Source organism: uncultured Enterovirga sp., assembly GCF_964242715.1.
In the GTDB taxonomy this organism is placed as follows: Bacteria; Pseudomonadota; Alphaproteobacteria; order Rhizobiales; family Beijerinckiaceae; genus Enterovirga.
The window spans coordinates 29,671-51,748 of sequence record NZ_CAXTAZ010000035.1; the positions used below are offsets into that span (position 1 = coordinate 29,671).

24 protein-coding genes and 3 pseudogenes are annotated in these 22,078 nt (G+C 67.2%); 10 read left to right on the forward strand and 17 right to left on the reverse strand.

Annotated features, from left to right (window positions below):
* Positions 1 to 62: 62 nt before the first annotated feature.
* Positions 63 to 1,877, forward strand: coding sequence for a cation:proton antiporter (locus ACFE87_RS16585; protein ID WP_375460762.1), 1,815 nt, complete (start codon positions 63 to 65; stop codon positions 1,875 to 1,877).
* A 73-nt stretch (positions 1,878 to 1,950) separates the two neighbouring features.
* Here the strand turns inward: ACFE87_RS16585 and purQ are convergent, their stop codons facing one another.
* From purQ to ACFE87_RS16625, 8 genes and pseudogenes are all read right to left on the reverse strand, one after another.
* Positions 1,951 to 2,643, reverse strand: a complete 693-nt coding sequence (gene purQ, locus ACFE87_RS16590) for a phosphoribosylformylglycinamidine synthase subunit PurQ (protein ID WP_375460763.1) — start codon at positions 2,641 to 2,643, stop codon at positions 1,951 to 1,953.
* Positions 2,644 to 2,798: 155 nt separating this feature from the next.
* Positions 2,799 to 3,032: pseudogene (gene purS, locus ACFE87_RS16595) on the reverse strand (phosphoribosylformylglycinamidine synthase subunit PurS); the annotation flags it as partial.
* 379 nt (positions 3,033 to 3,411) lie between these two features.
* On the reverse strand, positions 3,412 to 3,978 hold the full coding sequence (locus ACFE87_RS16600; RefSeq protein ID WP_375460764.1) for a hypothetical protein: 567 nt from the start codon (positions 3,976 to 3,978) through the stop codon (positions 3,412 to 3,414).
* Between the two features lie 684 nt (positions 3,979 to 4,662).
* Entirely contained in the window at positions 4,663 to 5,391 is a 729-nt protein-coding gene (locus ACFE87_RS16605; RefSeq protein ID WP_375460765.1) for an anti-sigma factor domain-containing protein, read from the reverse strand.
* Positions 5,391 to 5,939, reverse strand: a complete 549-nt coding sequence (locus ACFE87_RS16610) for a sigma-70 family RNA polymerase sigma factor (protein ID WP_375460766.1) — start codon at positions 5,937 to 5,939, stop codon at positions 5,391 to 5,393. The genes ACFE87_RS16605 and ACFE87_RS16610 overlap by 1 nt, the downstream gene beginning before the upstream one ends.
* Before the next feature lie 75 nt (positions 5,940 to 6,014).
* Positions 6,015 to 6,956, reverse strand: coding sequence for a phosphatidate cytidylyltransferase (locus ACFE87_RS16615; RefSeq protein ID WP_375460767.1), 942 nt, complete (start codon positions 6,954 to 6,956; stop codon positions 6,015 to 6,017).
* On the reverse strand, positions 6,953 to 7,549 hold the full coding sequence (locus tag ACFE87_RS16620) for a lysophospholipid acyltransferase family protein (RefSeq protein WP_375460768.1): 597 nt from the start codon (positions 7,547 to 7,549) through the stop codon (positions 6,953 to 6,955). The genes ACFE87_RS16615 and ACFE87_RS16620 overlap by 4 nt, the downstream gene beginning before the upstream one ends.
* Positions 7,546 to 8,171, reverse strand: a pseudogene (locus ACFE87_RS16625) (CDP-alcohol phosphatidyltransferase family protein). The gene ACFE87_RS16620 and the pseudogene ACFE87_RS16625 overlap by 4 nt, the downstream one beginning before the upstream one ends.
* Positions 8,172 to 8,403: 232 nt before the next feature.
* Here ACFE87_RS16625 and ACFE87_RS16630 point away from each other — a divergent pair.
* The gene (locus ACFE87_RS16630; protein WP_375460769.1) at positions 8,404 to 8,742 is read left to right on the forward strand and encodes a hypothetical protein; all 339 of its coding nucleotides are present in this window, start codon (positions 8,404 to 8,406) and stop codon (positions 8,740 to 8,742) included.
* A 66-nt stretch (positions 8,743 to 8,808) separates the two neighbouring features.
* Complete coding sequence (locus ACFE87_RS16635; RefSeq protein ID WP_375460770.1) at positions 8,809 to 9,669, forward strand: hypothetical protein; 861 nt, start codon at positions 8,809 to 8,811, stop codon at positions 9,667 to 9,669.
* Here ACFE87_RS16635 and ACFE87_RS16640 read toward each other — a convergent pair.
* Entirely contained in the window at positions 9,651 to 10,349 is a 699-nt protein-coding gene (locus tag ACFE87_RS16640) for a hypothetical protein (RefSeq protein ID WP_375460771.1), read from the reverse strand. The genes ACFE87_RS16635 and ACFE87_RS16640 overlap by 19 nt on opposite strands.
* A gap of 377 nt (positions 10,350 to 10,726) precedes the next feature.
* Here ACFE87_RS16640 and ACFE87_RS16645 point away from each other — a divergent pair, with 377 nt between their 5' ends.
* Positions 10,727 to 11,809: a hypothetical protein gene (locus ACFE87_RS16645; protein ID WP_375460772.1), complete on the forward strand. Its 1,083-nt coding sequence runs from the start codon at positions 10,727 to 10,729 to the stop codon at positions 11,807 to 11,809.
* A 59-nt stretch (positions 11,810 to 11,868) separates the two neighbouring features.
* Here ACFE87_RS16645 and ACFE87_RS16650 read toward each other — a convergent pair whose 3' ends face one another.
* Complete coding sequence (locus ACFE87_RS16650) at positions 11,869 to 13,395, reverse strand: acyl-CoA carboxylase subunit beta (protein WP_375460773.1); 1,527 nt, start codon at positions 13,393 to 13,395, stop codon at positions 11,869 to 11,871.
* A gap of 657 nt (positions 13,396 to 14,052) precedes the next feature.
* On the opposite strand from ACFE87_RS16650, the gene ACFE87_RS16655 reads away from it, so the two are divergent.
* Positions 14,053 to 14,619, forward strand: a complete 567-nt coding sequence (locus ACFE87_RS16655; RefSeq protein ID WP_375460774.1) for an outer membrane protein — start codon at positions 14,053 to 14,055, stop codon at positions 14,617 to 14,619.
* A 295-nt stretch (positions 14,620 to 14,914) separates the two neighbouring features.
* Here the strand turns inward: ACFE87_RS16655 and ACFE87_RS16660 are convergent, their stop codons facing one another.
* The 5 genes from ACFE87_RS16660 to crcB form a co-directional block, all read right to left on the reverse strand.
* On the reverse strand, positions 14,915 to 15,649 hold the full coding sequence (locus ACFE87_RS16660) for an ATP12 family chaperone protein (RefSeq protein WP_375460775.1): 735 nt from the start codon (positions 15,647 to 15,649) through the stop codon (positions 14,915 to 14,917).
* On the reverse strand, positions 15,642 to 16,313 hold the full coding sequence (locus ACFE87_RS16665) for an HAD-IA family hydrolase (RefSeq protein WP_375460776.1): 672 nt from the start codon (positions 16,311 to 16,313) through the stop codon (positions 15,642 to 15,644). Before ACFE87_RS16665 ends, ACFE87_RS16660 begins: the two co-directional genes overlap by 8 nt.
* Before the next feature lie 8 nt (positions 16,314 to 16,321).
* Positions 16,322 to 16,621, reverse strand: coding sequence for a hypothetical protein (locus ACFE87_RS16670; protein WP_375460777.1), 300 nt, complete (start codon positions 16,619 to 16,621; stop codon positions 16,322 to 16,324).
* A 32-nt stretch (positions 16,622 to 16,653) separates the two neighbouring features.
* Entirely contained in the window at positions 16,654 to 17,670 is a 1,017-nt protein-coding gene (locus tag ACFE87_RS16675) for an RluA family pseudouridine synthase (RefSeq protein ID WP_375460778.1), read from the reverse strand.
* Positions 17,671 to 17,855: 185 nt separating this feature from the next.
* Entirely contained in the window at positions 17,856 to 18,239 is a 384-nt protein-coding gene (crcB, locus tag ACFE87_RS16680) for a fluoride efflux transporter CrcB (protein WP_375460779.1), read from the reverse strand.
* Positions 18,240 to 18,310: 71 nt separating this feature from the next.
* Between crcB and ACFE87_RS16685 the strand changes: the two genes are divergently transcribed.
* The 4 genes from ACFE87_RS16685 to ACFE87_RS16700 all read left to right on the forward strand — a co-directional run bounded on the left by ACFE87_RS16685 (position 18,311) and on the right by ACFE87_RS16700 (position 20,328).
* Positions 18,311 to 18,637 (forward strand): hypothetical protein, encoded by a 327-nt coding sequence (locus ACFE87_RS16685; RefSeq protein WP_375460780.1) that lies wholly within the window; start codon positions 18,311 to 18,313, stop codon positions 18,635 to 18,637.
* Positions 18,634 to 18,924, forward strand: coding sequence for an SH3-like domain-containing protein (locus ACFE87_RS16690; RefSeq protein ID WP_375460781.1), 291 nt, complete (start codon positions 18,634 to 18,636; stop codon positions 18,922 to 18,924). Before ACFE87_RS16685 ends, ACFE87_RS16690 begins: the two co-directional genes overlap by 4 nt.
* Complete coding sequence (locus tag ACFE87_RS16695) at positions 18,921 to 19,505, forward strand: nitrile hydratase subunit alpha (RefSeq protein WP_375460782.1); 585 nt, start codon at positions 18,921 to 18,923, stop codon at positions 19,503 to 19,505. Before ACFE87_RS16690 ends, ACFE87_RS16695 begins: the two co-directional genes overlap by 4 nt.
* Positions 19,506 to 19,665: 160 nt before the next feature.
* Positions 19,666 to 20,328, forward strand: a complete 663-nt coding sequence (locus ACFE87_RS16700) for a cell wall hydrolase (protein WP_375460783.1) — start codon at positions 19,666 to 19,668, stop codon at positions 20,326 to 20,328.
* Between the two features lie 2 nt (positions 20,329 to 20,330).
* Here ACFE87_RS16700 and ACFE87_RS16705 read toward each other — a convergent pair whose 3' ends face one another.
* Positions 20,331 to 20,867 carry an ankyrin repeat domain-containing protein gene (locus tag ACFE87_RS16705; protein ID WP_375460784.1) on the reverse strand — a complete coding sequence of 179 codons (537 nt, stop codon included), beginning with the start codon at positions 20,865 to 20,867 and terminating at the stop codon, positions 20,331 to 20,333.
* 144 nt (positions 20,868 to 21,011) lie between these two features.
* Between ACFE87_RS16705 and ACFE87_RS16710 the strand changes: the two genes are divergently transcribed.
* Positions 21,012 to 21,794 (forward strand): cell wall hydrolase, encoded by a 783-nt coding sequence (locus ACFE87_RS16710; protein ID WP_375460785.1) that lies wholly within the window; start codon positions 21,012 to 21,014, stop codon positions 21,792 to 21,794.
* 135 nt (positions 21,795 to 21,929) lie between these two features.
* Here the strand turns inward: ACFE87_RS16710 and ACFE87_RS16715 are convergent.
* A pseudogene (locus tag ACFE87_RS16715) lies at positions 21,930 to 22,078 on the reverse strand (replication-associated recombination protein A); the annotation flags it as partial.

Here is a 22,078-nt window from a genome sequence, read left to right on the forward strand (position 1 = left end):
CGCCCGAAGCAGGGACAAGCATGAGACCTCTGCACCGGCACGGGTCGCGACAGGCGTGAGGCATGGCGGAAGCCGCGAATATCGGGGCCTACAAGGAGATCATCCTTTTCCTGGCGACGGCCGGGATCGTGGTGCCGCTGTTCGGCCGCTTCCGGATCAGCCCTGTCCTCGGCTTCATCGGGGCTGGCGCCCTGATGGGGCCGTTCGGTCTCGGCCGGCTCGCGCCCTCGACGCCGTGGCTCGGCTATTTCACCATCTCGAACAGCGATGAGGTCGCGCATCTCGCCGAATTTGGCGTCGTCTTCCTCCTGTTCACGATCGGGCTCGAACTCTCCTGGGAGCGGCTCCGGACCCTGCGCCGGCTGGTTTTCGGTCTCGGCAGCGCCCAGGTGATCCTGTCGACGCTGGCGCTGGCTGCGATCGGCATGGCGCTCGGCCTGCCGCCGACGGTCGCCGGGATCGGCGGCGTCGCGCTCGCGCTCTCCTCGACCGCCATCGTCATCCCGATCCTGGCCGAGCAGCGGCGGCTGAACTCCCCGACGGGCCGCGCGAGCTTCTCCATCCTCCTGTTCCAGGACCTCGCGGTCGCGCCGATCCTGTTCACGCTGGCCGCGCTCAATCCGGCGAAGGCCGGCGACGACCTCGGCTTCGGGCTCCTGGTCGCGCTCGGGCAGGCCGCGGCCGCGCTCGCCCTCATCGTCGTCGCGGGCCGGCTCGCGCTCCGGCCGATGTTCCAGCTCGTCGCCCAGACGCGCTCGCCCGAGCTCTTCATGGCGGCCTCCTTCCTGATCGTGATCACGGCCGCGGTCTCGGCCGCCTCGAGCGGCCTCTCGATGGCGCTCGGCGCCTTCGTGGCCGGGCTCCTGCTCGCCGAGACGGAATACCGGCGGGCGATCGAGGCCGTGGTCGAGCCCTTCAAGGGCCTCCTCCTCGGCGTCTTCTTCCTCTCCGTCGGCATGGGGCTCGACGTGACGGCGCTCGGCCGCACGCCCTGGGCGATCCTGGCGATCTCCGTCGGCATCGTCGTGGTCAAGGCGGCGCTCATCGTCGGCCTCGCTCGCCTGTTCCGGCTGCCGTTCCGGGTCGGGCTCGAATCCGCCCTGCTGCTCGGGCCCGGCGGCGAATTCGCCTTCGTGATCATCGGCGCCGCCCTCGCGACCCGGATCCTGCCGGCCGATGTCGGACAGGCGCTCTTCGTCGTGACGACCGTGTCCCTGATCTCGATCCCGTTCCTGGCGCGGGCCGGCCGCAAGCTCGGACGCCGGCTCGCCCAGGCGGAAGCCGTGCTTCCGCAGGAGGCCCCTCCGCCCTCGCAAGGCCAGGTGATCATCGCCGGCTATGGCCGTGTCGGACAGCTCGTGGCCGACATGCTGCAGCGCCACGGCGTGCCCTATGTCGCGCTCGATTCGAACCCGGCCCTGGTCGCCGCCGGCCGGTCGGCCTCGCAGCCGGTCTATTTCGGCGATTCGACCTCGGACGCGGTGCTGCGCGCCTTCTCGCTCGATTCGGCCCGCGCCCTCGTCATTACGCTCGACCAGCCGTCCGCCATCCAGACCGTGGTCGAGGCGGCGCGCCGGGCCCGCCCCGACCTCACCATCGTGGCCCGCGCCCGCGACGCACGCCACGCCCGCCAGCTCTACCGCCTCGGCGTCAACGATGCCGTGCCGGAGACGATCGAGGCGAGCCTGCAGCTCTCCGAGGCGGTGCTCGTCGATATCGGAATCGCCATGGGACCCGTCATTGCCTCCATCCACGAGCGCCGCGACGAGTTCCGGCGCAACCTCCAGAAGGCAACGGAGGGGGCCGTGGACGAGGGCCAGGCCCGCCGCTCGGGCGAGTTCAGGGGCCGGCGTACGGTCGGGAAGTCCGTGAACTGAGACGCTGACCGAGATCCTGCCTCCAGCACGAGAGGGAGGGAGGCTCGGCTCAGGAAGGCTCCGGGACCGTCGTTCAGGCCGCGATGGCGGCGACGAGGCCGTCGAACATCGGCTTCCCATCCGTGCCGCCGACGATCGGGTCGACGAAATTCTCCGGATGCGGCATCAGGCCGAGCACGTTGAGGCCCGGCGAGTAGATGCCGGCGATCGCGTTCAGCGAGCCGTTGCGGTTCGCATCCGCCACGAGGCGTCCGTCGCGGGTGGAATACCGGAAGGCGACGAGCCCTTCCCCCTCCAGCCGCTCCAGCGTCCCGGGATCGGCGGCGTAATTGCCCTCGCCATGGGCGACGCAGATGTCGATCGCCTGCCCGGCCTCGTAGCCCCTCGTGAAGGCGGTGTCGGCCCGCTCCACCCGGACCGACTGCCGGTGGCAGATGAAGCGGAGATTGGCGTTCCGCATCAGGATGCCCGGAAGCAGGCCGGATTCGCACAGGATCTGGAAGCCGTTGCAGATGCCCAGCACGAGGCCGCCCCGCGCCGCATGCGCCCGCACGGCATCCATCACCGGCGCGCGGGCCGCGATGGCGCCGCATCGCAGGTAGTCGCCGTAGGAGAAGCCGCCCGGGAGGACGACGAGATCGGTCCCGTCCGGGAGCACCGTCTCGGCATGCCAGACGGTCGAGACCTCGGCACCCGAGCGGCGCAGGGCGCGGGCGACATCGCCGTCGCGGTTCGAGCCCGGAAAGACGAGAACGGCCGCCCGCATCAGGGATGGCCCTCGGTCGGCATGTCGGAATCGGCGGCCGCGATCTCGGTCGCGGCAGCCGGATCGATGGCGGCAGCAGCCATGGCCGCCGGCGCGACCGGGGGCGGGCCGGCGGCGGGCGCCGGCTCCTCTGCGCGGGACGGCGCGGGCTCCTCGATGGCGATCCGGTACGTCTCGATGACCGTGTTCGCGAGCAGCGCCTCGCAGGCCCGCCCGAGCGCCGCCTCGATGGCGGCCCGGTCGGCCCCGTCGACCTCCACGTCGAACAGCTTGCCCTGGCGGACGGAGGTGATGCCCGGCACGCCGAGCGAGCGGAGAGCGCCCTCGATCGCCTTGCCCTGCGGGTCGAGCACGCCGGACTTCAAGGTCACCGTCACTCTGGCTCTCATGCCTGATCCTGGGCCGGGAATGGGATCGCCTCTCTACGTGGGGGGACCGGTCTTGTCATCCGGGCGGCGGGTGAAGCCCCCTCCGTTGCAGACGTGGTCGAAGTCGAGGTAGCCGAGCCGGGGACGGCGAGGCCGGAGCGTAAAGAGCGAGCGGCGCGACTCCAAACCCGACGGTCGCAGTGACTGGTTGCGACCGATACTGTTTGAACAACTCAGGTAGCCTCTCCGAGCGCTTCCGAACAGGTCTCGCGCGGACCACCGAACGAGACGAGCGCCGGTGCCGACCTGTTCAACAGTATCGACCCCGGTCGGACGTTGAGCCTAGCCAGACGCGAGGTCGCTCCTGCCGAGGGCGGGCTGCGGGCGCGGTGCCCTGGTTCTAGGGTAAAATATCTACTTCGACGTCCGTCAAATCATTGAGCGCGTCTATTATCGATTGGTCAACGCCCACCTTCTGCATCGCTTCCTCGGGGGTCTGCTGGTTCTTCAGCCAGTCGACCGCCTGTTTGATCCAGCTCCGCTTAGGCTTAGCAGCGGATGGCCCGATCTTGATGTGATACCATTGTCGGTTCTTTCTGGCCGCTGCATAGAGCGAGTCATCCCAAGTTATATAATTGAGGATGACATTGCTGTGCGCGTCGGCGCCAGAGGGAAATCGCGCGTGTGCAAAAGTTTTCGATGCATCATCCCACTTGGCCTGCCAGCAACCGCCATCCCATGTTATATAGTTGATAACCGTGTCACCGTGGGTAGTCCCGCCCTCCCTGGTGTGAGAGAAATTTGATCCACTAAGAACAGCGGAGTACCTCGGGCCTTTATTTGTCCCGTCGCAGGCCCAGTATGCGATTATTTGGTCAAAGTGACCGGTCTGAGCGAAGCATGGACAAACGCCAGATGCTGTCAGCACTAATAATATTGCAGTTGCTTTGCGGCTCCGTAACACCATGTTCTCACCCCATTGCCACGATCGCGCCCTCCCGGCTATCGGGCGTCATGCTCCTGGCGCATCTATCAGGCGGAAGCGCCACGCCTCTGTCGGACCAGTCACAACGCTGTTTGACCGGCCGTAGATCAATGCGAGAGTGTGAATTGGTCAAGAGGAATCGATTATGACATTTGCCAAATGCGCCTTCGTGGCGACAATGTTGATCGTCTTCTCGTCGAATCTGCCCGTTGCAGCCCAGCCATCACCGAAAGATAACCCGACAGACATCAAGGCAGACGAGACGCCCCACTCTGGCACATGCAGCTCAGGTGGAAACTGGGCTTGCACGTCCGGAACCTGCGTGAAAGTCGGCTCAACGGCCGGACAGTGCTGCCCAGCAAGCCATCCGAATTACTCAAGAACAGGTTGGTGCAAGAAATAGGGTCCAGCATCCGCAGCGTAATTGCCGGTTTCAGCTTCGTCGAGGTCGAACCCTCGACCTCGTTCACAGCCTGACCGGAAAAAGGGATCATGTCCGGTCTAAGTGCGACCAGCTCAGATGCTGAAGCTTCTATCAGGCCTGGATCAGCGCTCCTTAACGGCTGTCGTTCGGCACGAAGCCGAAGTCTTCAATGAGCATACTAGGAGCCCGCGCAACTCCCCATTTCAAACCGACCCACGACCGAGCCGCAACGAGACTCTCTCCTACGGCGCCTCGACGAACAGCTTCCCGGAATACACCACCGGCCCGGTCGGGCCGCCGGTCGGCGATCCTCCGGCGGGCTCCACGGTGACCGCGATGGTCGCGCCGTCGAGGCGGGCGCGGTCCGCGGCCGGGACCGAGACGCGCGTCGCGCCCGGCGCCAGGATGCCGAGGGAGTGCGGGGCCTCGGTCCCGACGATCGACCACAATTCCAGCGATTGGCCGGCCGGCGTCTCCGTCTGGACGGCGCGGACCTGAACGGTGCCGGCGCGCTGGTCCACCCGCACGATCAGGGCCGGCAACTCGCCCGACCGGTTCACCACCGCGACGAGCGCCTTCGATCCGTCGGACGGGATCAGGTTCGGGGAGGCCACGAACAGGGCGAGCGCGGCTGCCATCGAGGCGGCCGCGACCGCCGCGCCGCGCCAGAGGGCGCGCGAGCGCCGGAGACGCACGAGCTCGGCCGGCCACGGCACGATTGTGCCGGCCGTCTCCGGGCGGGTCTGGCCGATCGCGGCAAGGATCGAGGCCCAGAGCGTCGCCGAGGGTTCGAGCGGCGGCACCTGGTCCGCGAGGGGCACGAGACGCTCCTCCCAGCTTCGCACGACCCCGGCCAGGGAAGAATCGGCCGCCATCTCGCGCCCGAACGCCTCGCGTTCGGCGAGCGGCAGGGTGCCGAGCACGTATTCGGCGGCCTCGGCGTCGCGCGGATGGATGGGTTCGGCCACCATCAGGTCTCGCCCAGGCAGGCGCGCAGCGCGTGCGCGGAGCGGTGCAGCCAGGTCTTGATGGTATTCACGGGCCGCGCGAATCTCTCGGACAGCTCCTCACGCGAATAGCCCATGTAATAGGCCTCCAAGAGACATCGTCGGTGGGTCGCCTCGAGGCGGCCGAGGCAGACGGTCAGGCGGTCGGCATCCAGGAACTCCGTCTCGCGGTCGCGCGGCTCCGGGACGCCCTCGAGCCAGTCGAAACCGTCCTCCGTTTCCGGCGCCGCAACCTCGCGACGCCGGCGCACCACGTCGATCGCGCGATTGCGGGCGATGGTGATGAGCCACGTCATCGGCCTGCCTGCCTCGACGGAATACGATCCCGCTCCCTGCCAGATCTTGAGGTAGGAATCCTGGACGACGTCTTCCGCCACGGATCTGTCACGAACGATACGGAAGGCGACGCCGAGAAGTTTCGCCGCGGTCAGCCCGTAGAGCCGCTCGAACGCGGCGCGCTCGCCACGGGCGGTGGCGGCGATGAGCTGGGCGAGATCGGGCGAAGGCGGCACGGGCGGGTCGAAGGCTCGAAGGGCGCCCTGTCTAGTCGGAAGCCCCGCGCGCGTCGATGCCGGACGTGCCCGCCGTCAGGTGTAGAAGTACCGGGTCAGGTGGAAGAACACGGGGGCCGCGAAACAGACCGAGTCCATCCGGTCGAGCACGCCGCCATGGCCCTCGATCGAGGCGCCCCAATCCTTGACGCTGAGCGAGCGCTTGGCGGCGGAGAGGACGAGGCCGCCGAAGAAACCCATGACGGCGATGGCGGCCGACATGCCGGCGGCCGCGAGCGGCGAGAAGGGCGTCATCCACCAGAGCCCGGTGCCGATCAGGATGGAGGCGCCGACGCCGCCGACGAGCCCCTCGACCGTCTTCGACGGGCTGACGATGGGCGCGACCTTGGTCCGGCCGAAGAGCTTGCCGAACACGTATTGCATCACGTCCGAGAGCTGCACGACGACGATGAGGAAGACGAGGAGGAGCGCGCTTCGCCCATCCTGGCCCGGGATGCGGAGCACCAGCAAAGCCGCCGCGTGGCTGATGCAATAGACGGTGAGGATCACGCCCCATTGGATGCGGGCCATGCGGGGCACGAAATCCTCGGTGTCGCCCCGCACGACGCCGAGGATCGGCAGGAGCAGGAAACCGTAGGTCGGGATCAGGATCGAGAAGAGCCCATACCAATCCGCCCAGATCAGCCCGTATTGCGCCGGCAGGAAGAGGTAGAAGGCGGCCAGCAGCGGCCAATGGTCGGCCGGCTTCGTCGGCGTCAGCGAGAGAAATTCGCGCAGCGCATAGAAGGACAGCAGCCCGAACAGAAGGATCGTGGCCGTCCAGCCGAGCAAGAGCGCTCCGGCCAGGATCGTCACCATCACCCACCAGGCCCGGATGCGGGCGTTCAGGTTCTCGACCGTCGCCCGGCCGCCCTCGCTCGCGACGCGGCGGGACAGCGCCCAGCCGATGGCGGAGGCGAGCGCCAGGAAGGTGTAGATGCCGGCGAGAAAGAGGAGGAAGCCGCGGTCGGAGATCATCCGGCGAGCTCCGTCACGGCCGCCCGCGCCCGGTCCAGGAAGGCCTCCTTCGTCTCCTCCGGGCCGAGCGCAAGCGGCGCCCCGAACCGGGCGGTGCAGGCGATCGGGGCCGGGATCAGCTCGCCCTTGGGAAAGGCGCGGGACAGGTTCTCGAGATAGACCGGGATCAGCTCGACCTCCCGGTGCGCGGCAGCGAGGTGATAGAGGCCCGATTTGAACGGCCCGGGCAGGCGCTCGTTGCCGCGCGTCCCCTCGGGAAAGATGATGAGGGAGCGCCTGTCCGCCAGCACGTCGTGCAGCGGCCGGAGCGCGTCGCCGGGCGCACCGCCCTTGCGGTCGATGAGGATGGAATTCAGCACCTCGCAGCCGATGTGGCGCCGAATCCGGCCGGTGCCCCAATAGTCGCGCGCCGCGACCGGGTGCGTCGTCGCCCGCAGCGCCGACGGCAGCGCGAACCAGAGCACGATCGTGTCGAGATGGCTGCCGTGATTGGCGAAATAGATGCGCTGGCGGTTGGTCGGCCGGCTCCCGACCCAGCGCGCATGCCCGCCGACCAGGAAGCGGGTCAGCCCGTAGAGGATGGTGCCGATCACGGCCCGGCCTTGAGCTGCTGGGCGATGGCGCGGGTGCGGGTGGCGCAGGTGAGGAGCGCGCCGAGGAGGATGATCCAGCATGCCGCCGGCAGGGCGGTGCGGGTGCCGGACAGCGTGGCCTCGGCCAACGCGAAGAGGCAGGCCAGCGTCAGGACAGCCATCCGATGCTGCTTCGCCATCGGCCCGCGGAAATCCTGCGGCAGCCCGAGCGCGCCGCCCGCGAGCCGGACATAGGCCGTCAGCGCGGCCGCGAGCGCTCCGGCCCAGCCGAGCCAGGGCTCTTGGGCCGCATAGCCCGCTGCGACGATGAGGAGGCTGTCGGCGACCCGGTCCGGGAACTCGTTGTAGAGCGCGCCGAGCTTGACGAGCGCCCGCCCTCGACCGCGACCAGCCCGTCCATCAGGTTGCAGAGGAGCCGGAGCTGGATCGCGCCCGCCGCGAGGAGGAACAGCCAGGGCCGCCCCGGCGCCGCGACCAGCACCCAGGCGCCGAGCCCCGCGAAGACGATCGAGAGGAGCGAGATCCCGTTCGGCGTGACCGGGGTCGCGAGCAGCCACCGCAGCAGCACCCGCGTCCACCCCGCCCCGCGCGCCGCGATCGGGCGGCGTTCCTGTTCCGACATGGTCCTCGTTCCGTCGTCTGGTGTGCTAGCGTCCAATGATTGCTGGACGATGTCACGGTGCAGGAGGCCCATTCACCCCGATCGCTGGAGCGTGGGCACGGCTGCGACGGTGAGACGGTGTCCGGGTCGCTTCGGAGCTCGGCCGATCCTGCACTGCGATCACCGATCTACGACTATACTTGACGTCCAAGACTCGGACCAGTAATGCCATCACGCGTGACAGGAGCATTCGATGGTTAAAGCGCCCAACGTCCCGAAGCTGTCAGACGCCGAAGAAGACCGCGTCTACAACAGCCTTCAGCGCAAGTTTCCATCGCTCGACGACGATGTTCTTCGCAGCCTGTCCCAGGGCAATCACCGGGCCGCCCAGGTCAAGGCGACGGGAGGAGCAAACCGTCCGGAAAGCAGCAACGAAGCCCTGGAAACGTGCCTGGCCTTGGCCAAGGATATGCGCGACGGGCTCCTGCAGGCCGCCGACGGTCTCAGCGGCTGGCAAAAAGCGCTGGCGATCGCGGGAGCCCATGCAACCTACATCGTGGCCCAAATCAGCTGCCGCGACGACCACGGCTGAAGATCATCCGCGTCGTCGGATCAGTCCACTCTCCGCTTCCACCCGTCAGACAGAGGACATTGCTCCATGCCGCTCGACAACGCGAGTTGGGAACGTGTTCGGCTTGCCTGGAACAAGCTCAAGTTTCGGAAGAACCATTTCCAGATCGACAAGCGACGGATCGACCAGTCGAACGACTTCGACGCGGGTCTCGTGCCTGCGCTGAATGAGGCTTGGGATCGTCCCGCGATCGGCGACCAGCGTGTCAGGGGCATGATCGAACGCCTCGTCACCCTCGCAAACCAGGAGTTGAGCGGGCATGACATCAACATCCTGGTCAAGACCCAGCCCGCCGGCACGATCGAGTTGAAGGCCCGGCTGTCGGCGACCGGCGACGCCGGATCAGCGGAGGCCGGCGATGGCGGATCGGCGGCGGCCGGCGATGCCGAACCGGTTTACGAAATAGGCGAGGTCCGCGACGTCGCCGATACCGGGCTTCTCGAGCTTGATCCGTTCACCGCCCAAGTCATCGCGTTCGCGATCAAGGAGGGGCTGCCGGTCGTCGCCGACATGGTGAAGCGGCTTGCGACCGAGACGGGCGTCGAGTTTCGCCAAGGCTACAGCGACGTGGTCGTGAACAGGGCCGACAGGTTCCAGATGTGGATCGGGCAGACCGACGACACAGGCAGCCTGTGGGTGAACGGGACGCGCGTCGGCGGGCCGGTCGGGATCAACACGGGGCCGTTCACCTTCGAGGTGGGACGCCATCTCAAGCCGGGCGGCAACGTGATCCTCGTCGAATGCGACAATTCCGGCCGCGGCCGCTTCAGCGTCGGCTTCGGCTTCTTCAAGAACGGCCGAGCCGAGCCGCGCGGCACCAAGTGGGTCGGCGACGACCAGCTTGCGATGCGGCGCTGGTTCTTCGGCTTCTACGTATTCGTGGATTGAGGGGAGCAGGCGCTCTCCTTCTCTTCCGCGTCGACCTTCCCGACGTTCAGGTCCTCCTCCTCCTCCGGCTCGGGCGGAAGTCCGCGCTGCTTGCGGCGCTCCGCGCGACGCACCCGCTCCTCGCCCTGGATCCGGGCGAGATGACCGTAGAGCTCGTCCCGCAACTCGCTCAGCGAACGGGTCGGCGGGCCGCCGCTGCAATGCGGGCAGGGCTCGGGCTCGCCGCCGAGCTGCTCGATCGTGACGAGTGTGCGGGCGTTGAGGTCGATCGCGCGCGCATTCGCGTCGATATCGACCGCCACCCCGGCCATCGCCTCGTGTTCGAGCAGCGCGATGCGGTGCTCGACGAGCCGCCTGAGCCGCTGCTTCAGCGACGCCCGCGGCGCCGGCTGCCAGCCCGCCGCTTCCCGGTCGGTGTCCCGCGCGACCGCGGCAACGGGAGCCGCCGCCCGGGCCGTGCCCGGCCCGCCGGTCCCGAAGACGGGCCCGGGCCCGACCGCCCGGCTCCGCATCGGCTTCCTGAGCGGCCAGCCCCAGGCGTGGAACCAGCGATACAGCGTCGACCGCCCGACGCCCGCCACCGCCTCGACCTCCCCGATCGGCATCTCCTCCTCGTAATAGGCGACCCGGATGCGCTCCTTCAGCGCGAGGTCGATCGGGGCTTTGGGGGCGAAGGGCATGGAAACGGTTTAGGCGGGTACGGCAGGGCTGTCAAGGACTTTATTCTTAGACTCAAGAACAACTCGGCTACGCTGAAAGTTTAGGAGCCTTGCCTTCTAGCGCTCACATGCTCCGTCCGAACTCGGACGAGAAGGCGGAATAACAGTTTCCGGGCGAGTTATGAGGGAGCTTTGCGCCGGACGGATACTCTCCGGCTACTCGCGCGCCTAGAAGCCGAGGCAGCATACATAATCTAGTGCTCTAAGACGGATGGCTTTAGCAGCATCGGCGGAGGTGCGGGCTTGGCAACTGCCGAACGTTGATTTTCCTGGCGGCGTTCGGGCGAGAGGAATAGGATAATTTGCGCCGGCAATCGTCGGCGTGACGGAGCTTGATCGTGGCAGCGCGCGACCCTGTTAAGACGGCCCGAAATCGATTAATCAATAAAATGACGACAGACCTCCGGGCGAAGCTTCCGCAAGTATTGAAGGAAACGGGTTTCAGCTCAGAGGCGTCGTTGAACGCAAAAATTGGCGGAAAGGCGGCTGAATTTATCGATCTACATCACGCGGTAATCTTGTCTCCCGATCAATATGTCACTTTCTACATGAAAGGCTTCATGGCTGGAATGACGGCAGCGGGCCACCCCTATCCTAACTCTCATCGTGAGAATTATGATCGCCTGAAATCGTCGCCTGCTGCGCAAGAATATTTCATGCTTTTTTTGAAAAGATCCTATCTAAAACATTTCGAGGAACTGTCCCGTAAGCGCCCCTTATTAGCTGAATCTGAGATTTGGATAGGCCAAAACAAGGCCGATTACGGCTTACTAATAACACCACGATACAACAAAAGTAGCTGTGAGTGGAGTAATGATCGCAGCGAAATAAGACATTTTCCGAAGCTATATTGGACAATCGGCCACGTACTGCAGACAGGACTGGTCGTCGATGGCGACGAGGACCCGGTCAAATTTGGCACGGTCGGCGATTACTTAACTTTTTTTAAAAATGTCCTCGTGCGGGCATCCGGATCGCCCTACGAACAAGGCATCGCGAAGCGGTACATCGAGTTTGTGAAAGCAGCTCACGATCCGGAGTCGGTTCCACTGCTGATCCCGGAGTACCGCTTCGAGGGCAAATCTAAGAAGCATAAGTATAGATTAGACTTCTGCATCATAGACCCCTTTACAATGCAGAAAGTAGGATATGAACTATCGCCCTGGTCAACGCACGGATACCTGAGTAAATTGGCTGGCTTAACTCAGGCAAAGATCAATGAAATGGCCAAAGACAATTTTGAAAGAGAGATGTCAAAGCACAAGTCGTTTTTCAAGAAGCACGGCATTTACGCTTTGATATACACAGACAAAGACCTAAGTGATTTGGACGCACTGTTTGATGAATTTAGACAGTATCTTGAGCCTGTCGACGAGGTAGTACAGCTGGACTTCCATCTTCTGGATAAGTTTTTTAAGTAGCAGAGATGAAGATACGAGAGAAACACATCCCTTCATCTAAGGTTCCTGCTGCGCCCCCTCTACAACGGAATATTGTCGTGCTTCTTCCACGGCGTCTCGACCTGCTTCTCCCGCAGCATCGCGAGCGCCCGCGCCACCCGGCGCCGCGTGGAGCGGGGCATGATCACCTCGTCGATATAGCCGCGCTCGGCCGCGACGAAGGGTGAGAGGAAGCGGTCCTCATATTCCTTGGTCTTCTCGGCGATGCCGGCGGCGTCCATGCCCCGGAAGATGATCTCGACCGCGCCCTTGGCGCCCATCACGGCGATCTGGGCGGTCGGCCAGGCGTAGTTCACGTCGCCGCCGATATGCTTCGAGGCCATCACGTCGTAGGCTCCGCCGAAGGCTTTTCGGGTGATCACGGTGACGAGCGGCACAGTCGCGTCGGAATAGGCGAAGAGGAGCTTCGCGCCGTGCTTGATGAGGCCGCCATATTCCTGCGCGGTGCCCGGCAGGAAGCCCGGCACGTCCTCGAAGGTGACGATCGGGATGGAAAAGGCGTCGCAGAAGCGCACGAAGCGCGCGGCTTTTCGCGAGGCGTCGGCATCGAGGACGCCGGCCAGCACCATCGGCTGGTTCGCCACGAAGCCGACACTGCGGCCCTCGATCCGGCCGAAGGCCGTGACGATGTTCCTGGCGAACGCCTCCTGGATCTCGAAGACGTCGCCCTCGTCCGCGACCTTCGTGATCAGCTCCTTGATGTCGTAGGGCTTGTTCGGGTTCGCCGGCACGAGCGTGTCGAGCGAGGGATCGGTGCGCTCGGGATCGTCGAACGAATCCCAGATGGGCGCGCCGTCCTGGTTGTTCGCCGGCAGGAAGTCGACGAGGCGCCGCACCTCGAGCAGCGCCTCGACGTCGTTGTCGAAGGCGCCGTCCGCAATCGAGGATTTCGACGTGTGGACCTTGGCGCCGCCGAGCTCCTCGGCCGTGACGATCTCGTTCGTCACCGTCTTCACGACGTCCGGGCCGGTGACGAACATGTAGCTCGTGTCCCGCACCATGAAGATGAAGTCGGTCATGGCCGGCGAATAGACGTCGCCGCCGGCGCAGGGGCCCATGATGACGGAGATCTGCGGGATGACGCCGGACGCGATCACGTTGCGCTTGAACACGTCGCCATAGCCGCCGAGCGCCGCCACCCCCTCCTGGATGCGGGCGCCGCCGGCGTCGAAGAGGCCGATGATCGGGGCGCGCGCCTTCAGCGCCATGTCCTGGACCTTGGTGATCTTGCGGGCATGCGCCTCGGAGAGCGAGCCGCCGAAGACGGTAAAGTCCTTCGAGAAGACGAAAACCGTGCGGCCGTTGATACTGCCCCAGCCGGTCACGACGCCGTCGCCCGGGATCTTGTGGTTCTCCATGCCGAAGTCGGTGCAGCCGTGCTGCACGAACATGTCGAATTCCTCGAAGGAGCCATGGTCGAGCAGCAGCTCGAGCCGCTCGCGCGCGGTGAGCTTGCCGCGCCGGTGCTGCGCCTCGATCCTGCGCTCGCCGCCGCCGAGGCGGGCGCCTTCCCGGCGCTCCTCGAGGAGTTCCAGCATGTCCTTCATTCAAGGCGTCTCCGGTGGCGAGATCGGGCCGTAGCATGCCGAGCCGGCTCTCCCAATCCGGCTCGCAAACAAGGCGGTGGCCGTCATGCGCGCGACGGCAATCCTGTGTTGCAGTCCGGGCACATTGCTTCCAGCCACAATAGGCTAGTGCCACGCGACTTGGGAGGATCGGTCGTGCGGTTGAGGATTGCGGGCATCGCGTTGTTCGTGGGGACGAGTGCGGCCGGCGCGCAGACGCCGAGCAACGAGGAGCTGTTCCAGGCCTTGCAGGCGCTGCGATCCGAGGTTCGGGAGCTTCGCCAGCAATCCGCGCGAGATCGCCGAGATGCGGACCAGGCTCGGGCGGAGCTGCGAGCCCAGCGGAGTCAGCGCGCTGGGGCAGCCGATCCGGTCGTGGTTTCGCGACGGAGTGCGGCCCCCCCCGTCGATGCAGGCCCCGCGGCGACATCCCCCTCGGGCGGCGGGCTGGTCCCGTTTGTCGGGGCGGCCTTTGGGGTCGGCACGACACCGGTCACGAGCCGGGGCGTATCAGACTTTCAGTCGAGTTCACGGAGCGTATCTTCGTTTTCGCCGCTCTTTCCGCCTTCCGTGACGTCATCCTCCTGGTCACAGTCGTCTCTTCTCCAAGGGAAATCGCGGGAAGAAGCTGAAGCATCGATGTCGCTGACGGTTGGTGTAAAGTACCCGGTATCCGAGCACGTCTACATCGGGACGCAGCTGGACGGTTCGCTACACCAAGGCACGTCCCGCGTTGCAGGCTCGAGTACGGTTTTGCCCAGCACTTCCATCTCGAACGGCGTTCCCATTCCGCAGCCTCCCGCCACGGCTATCATCAGCCGCGTCACGAGCTTCTCGCCTGAATGGAGCACAGCCGCAGTCGCCATGATCGGGACCAAGCTGACCGAGGATATCGGCATTTACGCGCTCGGCGGCGTCACCTACGCCCAATTCCGCCGCGAAGATGGAGATCCGAAACGGGGCGAGGGCGTCGGCCCGACGGTCGGTGCAGGCGCCGAGTACCGAATCTACGGTGGATGGTCGCTTTCTGCGGAATACAGGTTCACGCAATTCGATCCGATCACGAATAGGACTCGCTCGTCCGCGTCCTCGTTCCTCGCGTCGCCCACCCAGAGTAGTACCGGAATCTCCAGCACGGTCGTGTCTGAGAAATTCACGTCCGACATGCACGTCGCCCGCTTCGGCTTGAAGTATTATTTCGAATAGCGGCCGGGATCGTAGCCGGAGCCGAAGCCTCCTTCCGTTCTCATCCTGAGTTGCCGAGCACAGCTCGGCGTCGAAGAACGCACCACGGCTTCCCCTGCTTAGAGGCTCGGCTTCGCCGGGCACCCCAGATAGATGCTTCTAGGTGAGTCGTCCGCCGCGTCATTGCGAGGAGCGTGAGCGACGAAGCTATTCAGGGGCCTCTGCGCTGAGTTCTGGGTTGCTTCGCTGCGCTCGCAATGACGAAGGGACGTCAGATTGCGCGAGATCTTCTAGCAAGAGCCGCCTGACGGGCGATTCAGCTCAGCGCGTGAAGCCTGGACGCGCTGTCGAACTCGCCGCGGCGGCGTGCCCTTCGGTCGAGCGCGTCGTGGTCCGTGCCCCAGCGGGTTTCCTGGAAGACCTCGTCCACATGCGCGGCGTCCCAGGCGGCGGCCGTATCGATCTGCCCGGCGACATGCATCAGCGGGATCAGGATCGAGCCGGTGAGCGTCGTCATCACGTGCAGCGCGGCGAGGCGGAAGGGCGAGCGTTGCTCGTCGAGCCGCTCCCGGATGCGAGCGAGCGACGAATCCGGCTGCGCCACGAACATCACGCCCTCGCTCAGGATGAACCTCGCCCCGAGATCAGCCCGCGCCCAGTGGAGCACCGGGTCCCAGGCTCTCGCCTGCGCGGCGACAAGGCCCTCCGGCTCGCCGGCCCGGTAGACGACGAGATCGGACCCGCCGTAGCGGGCGATGTCGGCCCGGACCGCGTCGATCTCGGCCGCGACGCCGTCGATCGCCGTGTTGCTGAGCCGGGTGAGCGGCATCGTGGCGGGGTCGATCGTGTCGCCCTGGGCCGCCCATTCCGCCGCCACGACGTCGCCGAGGGCCTGCGTCGGCAGGGCGAAAAGCGCGCGGCCGGGCGTGCGGGCCGGGCGGCCGTCGAGCGTGAGGACATAGCCGCCCTCCCCCGCCTGGGCCCGGGCCTCGCGGTAGAAGCGTTTCGGGCCGGGTGCGGGCCGCGCATCGGTGCGGGTGGCCTCAACCATGGGCGGCCACCGCCTCCTCCAGCCCGATCAGCGGCGCCAATTCCTCGATGGTGCGAATCACCGTCTCGGCGCCCGCCTCGATCAGCGCCGGCACGGGATGGTAGCCCCAGGCGACGCCGATCGGCCGGACGCCCGCGGCTCCGGCCATCAGCATGTCGAAACTGGTGTCGCCGACCATCGCGGTCGCATCCGGCCCGATGCCGGTCTCGGTCATGGCCTGCAGCAGCATGCCGGGATCGGGCTTCGAGGGCGCATCGTCCGCCGTCTGCACGGTGGCGAACAGCCGGTCCCAGCCATGGCGTTCGACGAGATGCGCGACGCCACGGCGCGACTTGCCGGTCGCGATCCCGAGCACGATGTCGGGATGGGCGGCGAGGCGGCGCACCATCCGCTCGATCCCGGGAAAGAGCGGCTCCTCGCAGGCCGGATCGGCCCGGAGCCGCCCGAAAGCCTGGCGATAGGCCTCGGCCAGTTCGGCCACGGGCCCGAGCGGCCCGACCAGCGCCGTGAAGGCCTCGTTGAGCGACAGCCCGACGATGGAGAGCGACCGCTCGCGCGTCGGCGCTGGCAGCCCGCAGGCCGCGAAAGCCTCGCGTTGCGCGGCGACGATCAGGCCCTGGCTGTCGACGAGGGTTCCGTCGACGTCGAGCACGACGAGCTGCAATGTCGCGCTCAGATCGCGTCGGGCCTGACCGTCCGGCGTCGGAAGAGCCGCTGGCCGTAACCCAGCCGGCAGCGCTGCACGAAATGGCGCCGCTCGGCGCCGCGCAGCCGGCGCTTCAGGGCCTCCGCGTTGCAGCGCGCGAAAGTGCGGGCTCCGCGCGGCACCGCCTGCGAGGCGGGCGGCAAGGGCGCACGACCCTGGACCGTGCCGGGCGCCAGCGGCTTGCCCTGCATCCGCACATCCGCCCCGGCGGCGTGTGTCCCGACCAGCAGCAAGGCCGCCAGCGCCAAGAAAACGGTCCGGTTCATCATCGTCCTCGGTTCATCCCCATCCGCGGCCCTCAAACCTCGGGCGCGTCCTCGATCGGATCGAATCGCGCGACGTCGAATCCGAGGAGGTTGAAGCTCTGCTGGATATGGGGCGGCAGCGGGGCGGTGACATCGACCGGTTTCCCGGTCCGCGGATGCGGCACGACGATGCGTCGGGCGAGAAGATGCAGCCGGTTCTGGATGCCGCCGGGCAGTTCCCAGTTCTCGACGGCGAAGTATTTCGGGTCGCCGACGATGGGATGCCCGATATGGGCCGCATGTGCCCGCAACTGGTGCGTGCGGCCGGTCACCGGCTTCAAGGACAGCCAGGCGAGTTTCTGGGCGGCCTGGTCGACCACGGCGTAATAGGTGAGAGCGTGGGTCGCCCCGTCGTCGCCATGCGCCGCGACCGCCATCCGGGTCTCGGTCTCGTCACCCTCCTCGCGGGCGAGGTAGGTCGAGACCCGGCCCTGCTTCACCCGGGGTACGCCGGCGACGAGCGCCCAGTAGATCTTGCGGGTCGAGCGCGACCGGAAGGATTTTGCCAGCGCGGCGGCTGCGAAGCGGCTCTTCGCGATCACGAGGCAGCCGGCCGTGTCCTTGTCGAGCCGGTGCACGAGGCGCGGCTTCTGCCCGTCGCGGCTCCGCATCGATTCGAGCAGCCCGTCGACATGGCGGCGCAGGCCCGGCCCACCCTGGACGGCAAGGCCGAAAGGCTTGTTGATGATGAGCATGTCGTCGTCTTCGTAGAGCGCGAGCCCCTGCAGGAAGGCGGCATCCTCGTCGGCCTCGGTCGGCGGACGGCTCGATTCCGGCTTGTTGTCGATGCGGAGCGGCGGGACCCGGATGCCCCATCCGGCCTCGAGCCGGTCGCTCGGCTTCGCCCTGTGTCCGCTGACCCGGACCTCGCCCTTGCGTACGATGCGCTGGATGTGGGTCAGGGCGAGCATCGGGTAGCGGGCCGACAGGAAGCGGTCGAGCCGCATGCCGGCCTCGTCCGGCCCGACCGAGACGATCTGCACACCGGCCGGCACGGGAGCATATTCCACGGGCGCCGGCTTCGGCACGCGCGCCGGCACGGGAGGCGGGGGCGCGGGACGGGCCGGCGGGGCCGGACGCGGCGCCGCCTTGCGGGCCGGCCGTGACCGGGCCGCTTTCGCCGTGGCGGCCGAAGGTGCCGTTCGGGGCCGACCCGCCCTTCCGACGCCGCCGCGGCCCGGACCCGTGCCGCGGCTCACGTGAAAGCCCTCATCGCGGCCAATCCCAAGGCGAGCGCGCCGATCGAGACCGCGACGGAGCCGCCGACATAGGCGAGCGCAGCGCCCATGTGTCCGCGCTCCCAGAGAAGAATCGAATCGAGCGAAAACGCCGAGAAGGTGGTGAACCCGCCGAGGATTCCGGTCGTGAGGAAGAGGCGGAGCGGCTGGCTCCAGGCGGCGTCCGACCGGAAAGCCAGCCAGCCGACGATCAACCCCATGGCGAGGGAGCCCACCACGTTCACGGTGAGCGTCCCCCACGGGAAGGCTGTCCCGGCGATGCGCGCGCATCCGAGATTGACGCCGTGACGAAGGGCGCCGCCGAAGCCCGCTCCGAGAAAGACCAGAAATGTCGCCTGCATCACTCTCTGTAGCCCAGGTCGACGCCAGGAAAAACAAGGCTATGCTGGCGATGCCAAAAAGGGGGCTCGACATGAGCGACAGCGACACGCAGGAGCGTCCCCGCGCCCACCACGACATGGGCGGGGTGCCGCGCTTCCTGTGCGAGGAGATCGACACATCCTCGCACGAGCTGACGGCCTTCGACCGCGAGGTCGACGCTCTGCGGCAGGTCCTGGCCCTCAAGGGCCTGATGACCGTGGACGAGCTGCGCCGCGGGATCGAGGAGATCCCCGAGGAGGACTATCTCCGCCTCAGCTATTACCAGAAATGGATCCGCTCGATCACCGCGACCCTGATCCGCCGGGGCGTGATCGACGAGGCCGAGATCGGGGCGAAGCTCGCCGAGGCGGCCTCGTGACCTTGTCGGCCGGCATGGCGGTCCGGGTGAAGGATGCCTGGCCGGAGGCGGACGGCCCGGTCCATGTCCGCACACCGCATTACGTGCGCGGAAAGCCGGGCACCATCCTCCGGCATCTCGGCGATTTCCCCGATCCCGGCGACATCGCCTTCAGGCGGGAACCCGCGATCCGCAGCCTCTACCATGTCGCCTTTCCGCTCCGCGCGCTGTTCCCGGACGGCACCGGCGACGAACTCGTCATCGAGATCTACGACCATTGGCTCGAGCCCGAGGAGCGCCGGACATGAATGTGCGCGAGGCCGAGAGCGGCAGGCTGCTCGCCGCCGTGAGCGCGATCCTGGCCGAACGGGGGCTCGTGAGCGCGGACGAACTCGCCGAGCGCGTGGCGGTCACGGAAGCCGCCTCCCCCGCCCAGGGCGCCCGCATCGTGGCCCGCGCCTGGCGCGAGCCGGATTTCCGCGCCCTCCTTCTCCGCGACGGCACGGCAGCCGCGGAGGCGGCGGGCGTGTTCATGCGAGGCATGCCGCCCCTCGGCGTGCTCGAGAATGCGCCCGAGATCCACAACGTCGTCGTCTGCACACTCTGCAGCTGCTACCCGCGCGCCGTGCTCGGCTACCCGCCCTTCTGGTTCAAGTCGCCCGCCTACCGGGCCCGGACGGTGCGCGATCCGCGCGGCGTCTTGGCGGAATGGGGTACCGTCATCCCGGACGACGTCCGCATCCGGGTCGTCGATTCCACCGCCGACTATCGCTGGATGGTGCTGCCGACGCGGCCGGCCGGAACGGAGGGCTGGTCCGAGGAGCGGCTTGCCGGTCTCGTGCGGGCGAGCGACATGATCGGCGTGACATGCCCGGACGCCCAGGGCTGATCCGACCCGGACGGGCGGATCGCGACAGGGCCGGAGTGTTGTCCGCCGGCATCAGGCGCTTGGGAACCGGCCCTGTTCGGCTCCGATCGGTACGCCGCGGCTTGACCGCGCGGGCGGCCGGGAGGGAAATCGGTCGGCTTCGGACCGGAGAGACCAAGCATTGCCGACCTGGGCTACGATCGCGGCCACGACAGCAGCCCTGGCGGCCCTCGCCTCGGGCGGCTGCGTTCAGACCCAGGCGCCGGCCAACAATCTCCTGGCCTTGAACGCCTCGACCGAGGACCGCGATTGCATGGCGCGGGCCATGTATTTCGAATCGAAGCGGTCCAGCACCGACGGCATGCTCGCGGTGGGCACGATCGTCGCGAACCGCCTTCAATCGGGCAAATACCCGAAGACGATCTGCGGCGTCGTCGGGCAGGAACGCCAGTTCGCGAAGGGCGTCCTGTCGAAGCCGGCGGAAGGGCGCGCCTTCGCTCTCGCACAGGAGGTTGCCGACGCCGTGATCGACGGCGAACGTCACGACGTGGTCGGTGCGGCGACGCATTTCCACACGGCCGGGCTGTCATTCCCGTATCCGAACATGGCCTATGTCGCCAAGGCGGGCGGCAACGTCTTCTACGAGAAGAAGCCTCCCGGCACCTTCGAGCCCGTACGGCCCCACATGCTCGTCGCTCGCGACGAGGCTCCCGGGTCGCGCGATCGCGAATTGGCCGACCCGGAGGCGAAGCAGACGCCGGCCACGCGGATCACCGAGGCGACATTGCGGATCCCTCTCCCCCCGAGGCGGGACATCGCCATCGCGAGCGCGGACGAGGAGTAGCTTCAGTCCGCCGGAGGCCGGGTCAGGGCGGCCGCGAGGCGCCGGGGCGTTCCGTAGGCGCCCATCTGGGTGGCGAGCGAGGCTGCGTCGCGACCGTCGGCATCCTGCCGGGCCGGATCGGCGCCCCGTGACAGCAGCAGATCGACCGCGTCCGTCCGGTCGAACATGGCCGCTGTCATCAACGCGGTGCGGCCCTGCGGACCGCATCCGTCGACCGCGGCCCCACGCTCCACCAGAAGCTGCATCACGCGGAGCGCCCCCTTGAAGGCCGCGGCCGCGAGCGCGTTTTGGCCGCGGTCGTTGACCCGGTCCGGATCCGCGCCTCGGTCGAGCAGAAGCCGCACGCTCTCCTCGTGGCCGTGGTAGCTCGCGAGGATCAGGAGCGTGTCGCCCTTGCCGTTAGTGAGGTTCGGCGGGACGCCCTGGGCGAGGAAGTCTGCGAGTTCGGCCTCGCGGCCGCCTCGGGCCAGGTCGAAGACGCGGCCGGCAAAGGCGATCGTGTCGGCGTCGAGCGCCGGCGGGTCGGTCTCGCCTGTCATGCCGCCTCTTCGTGCCGGAGAGTTAACCCGATCTCAAGATGGTCGGAGCGTTCTGATCCTTCAGTGGCAGAACGCGCGCGGTCTCGGCAGCCCTGCCGGTTCCGCGTGCGCTCGCTCCCGTGTTGCGTATTCGGAGTCGAAGCCTTGGCGAGACCGCTCAAGGCCGCGCCCGCGGCAGCCGTCGTCGTGACGGCCCTGTCGCTCGGTGGTTGCGGCCATATCCCGTTCGGGAACCAGATGTCGCTGACCGATCGCGACTGCCTCGCGCGGGTCATGTACTTCGAATCGAACCGCTCCAGCCCGGACGGCATGCTGGGCGTCGGCACGGTGGTGATGAACCGGCTGCAATCCCGGCGCTACCCGAAAACCGTCTGCGGCGTCGTCGGGCAGCAGAACCAGTTCGCCGAGGGCGCCCTGACGAAGCCCATGTCTGGCCGCTCGCAGGCCCTCGCCTACAAGGTGGCGGACGAGGTGCTGGCGGGAGAGCGCCACGACAAGGTCGGCGGCGCCATGTTCTTCCATACCTCCGGCCACACCTTCCCCTATCGCAACATGGCCTATGTGGCGGCGGCCGGCGGCAACGTCTTCTACGAAAAGCGGCCCGCGGGCACCTTCGACCCGATCCATCCCGCCACGCTCGTGGCGCGCGCTGAACCCGGCACGGCCGCGCCGCGGCCGGCGCCCGTTCGGGTTGCAGCGGCGGCGGTCGAGGAGGACGACCAGCCAGCGCCGCGCAGCACGCGCCAAATCCGTCCGGAACGGAGTGCCCGGCTCGAGCCCGACCGGATCGTCGTTGCCTCCGCAACCCCGGCTGCACCCCGTAAGCCGAGGCCGCAACCCTCCATTACGGAGCTGATCGAGACGGATCTGGGCCAGGCCGGTCCGGTCTCCTCCGCAGGAGTTGGCTCGTCCCGCAGGCGCGATTGAGCGACGTCCAGCTGGCCCGGGTCATCCGTCGGGGCCCGATCTACACGGTCCAGTGCATCGGAACGACCGTCGCCAGCGGCCGTGACGTGACGGACCAGATCGTCGGTCGACCCGCGTGAACTAGCGCCGCCTTGGTTAGCCCTCCCTCTCCGTCCGCAACGCGGCCCAGCGCTCCAGCCGCTCGCCGATCCGGGCCTCGAGGCCGCGGCCAGTCGGGCGGTAGAAGCTTTGCCGCCCGAGCTTGTCCGGCCAGTAATCCTGGCCCGAGAAGGCGTCCGGCTCGT

Coding starts and splice junctions, on each gene's coding strand:
- ACFE87_RS16600 (WP_375460764.1), bottom strand. CDS start 3,978: ATGGTGTTACGGAGCCGCAAAGCAACTGCAATATTATTAGTGCTGACA.
- ACFE87_RS16705 (WP_375460784.1), bottom strand. CDS start 20,867: ATGACAGGCGAGACCGACCCGCCGGCGCTCGACGCCGACACGATCGCC.
- ACFE87_RS16655 (WP_375460774.1), top strand. CDS start 14,053: ATGTCGCTGACGGTTGGTGTAAAGTACCCGGTATCCGAGCACGTCTAC.
- ACFE87_RS16670 (WP_375460777.1), bottom strand. CDS start 16,621: ATGAACCGGACCGTTTTCTTGGCGCTGGCGGCCTTGCTGCTGGTCGGG.
- crcB (WP_375460779.1), bottom strand. CDS start 18,239: ATGCAGGCGACATTTCTGGTCTTTCTCGGAGCGGGCTTCGGCGGCGCC.
- ACFE87_RS16615 (WP_375460767.1), bottom strand. CDS start 6,956: ATGATCTCCGACCGCGGCTTCCTCCTCTTTCTCGCCGGCATCTACACC.
- ACFE87_RS16630 (WP_375460769.1), top strand. CDS start 8,404: ATGGTTAAAGCGCCCAACGTCCCGAAGCTGTCAGACGCCGAAGAAGAC.
- purQ (WP_375460763.1), bottom strand. CDS start 2,643: ATGCGGGCGGCCGTTCTCGTCTTTCCGGGCTCGAACCGCGACGGCGAT.
- ACFE87_RS16650 (WP_375460773.1), bottom strand. CDS start 13,395: ATGAAGGACATGCTGGAACTCCTCGAGGAGCGCCGGGAAGGCGCCCGC.
- ACFE87_RS16695 (WP_375460782.1), top strand. CDS start 18,921: ATGAATGTGCGCGAGGCCGAGAGCGGCAGGCTGCTCGCCGCCGTGAGC.
- ACFE87_RS16635 (WP_375460770.1), top strand. CDS start 8,809: ATGCCGCTCGACAACGCGAGTTGGGAACGTGTTCGGCTTGCCTGGAAC.
- ACFE87_RS16685 (WP_375460780.1), top strand. CDS start 18,311: ATGAGCGACAGCGACACGCAGGAGCGTCCCCGCGCCCACCACGACATG.
- ACFE87_RS16605 (WP_375460765.1), bottom strand. CDS start 5,391: ATGGTGGCCGAACCCATCCATCCGCGCGACGCCGAGGCCGCCGAATAC.
- ACFE87_RS16585 (WP_375460762.1), top strand. CDS start 63: ATGGCGGAAGCCGCGAATATCGGGGCCTACAAGGAGATCATCCTTTTC.
- ACFE87_RS16640 (WP_375460771.1), bottom strand. CDS start 10,349: ATGCCCTTCGCCCCCAAAGCCCCGATCGACCTCGCGCTGAAGGAGCGC.
- ACFE87_RS16660 (WP_375460775.1), bottom strand. CDS start 15,649: ATGGTTGAGGCCACCCGCACCGATGCGCGGCCCGCACCCGGCCCGAAA.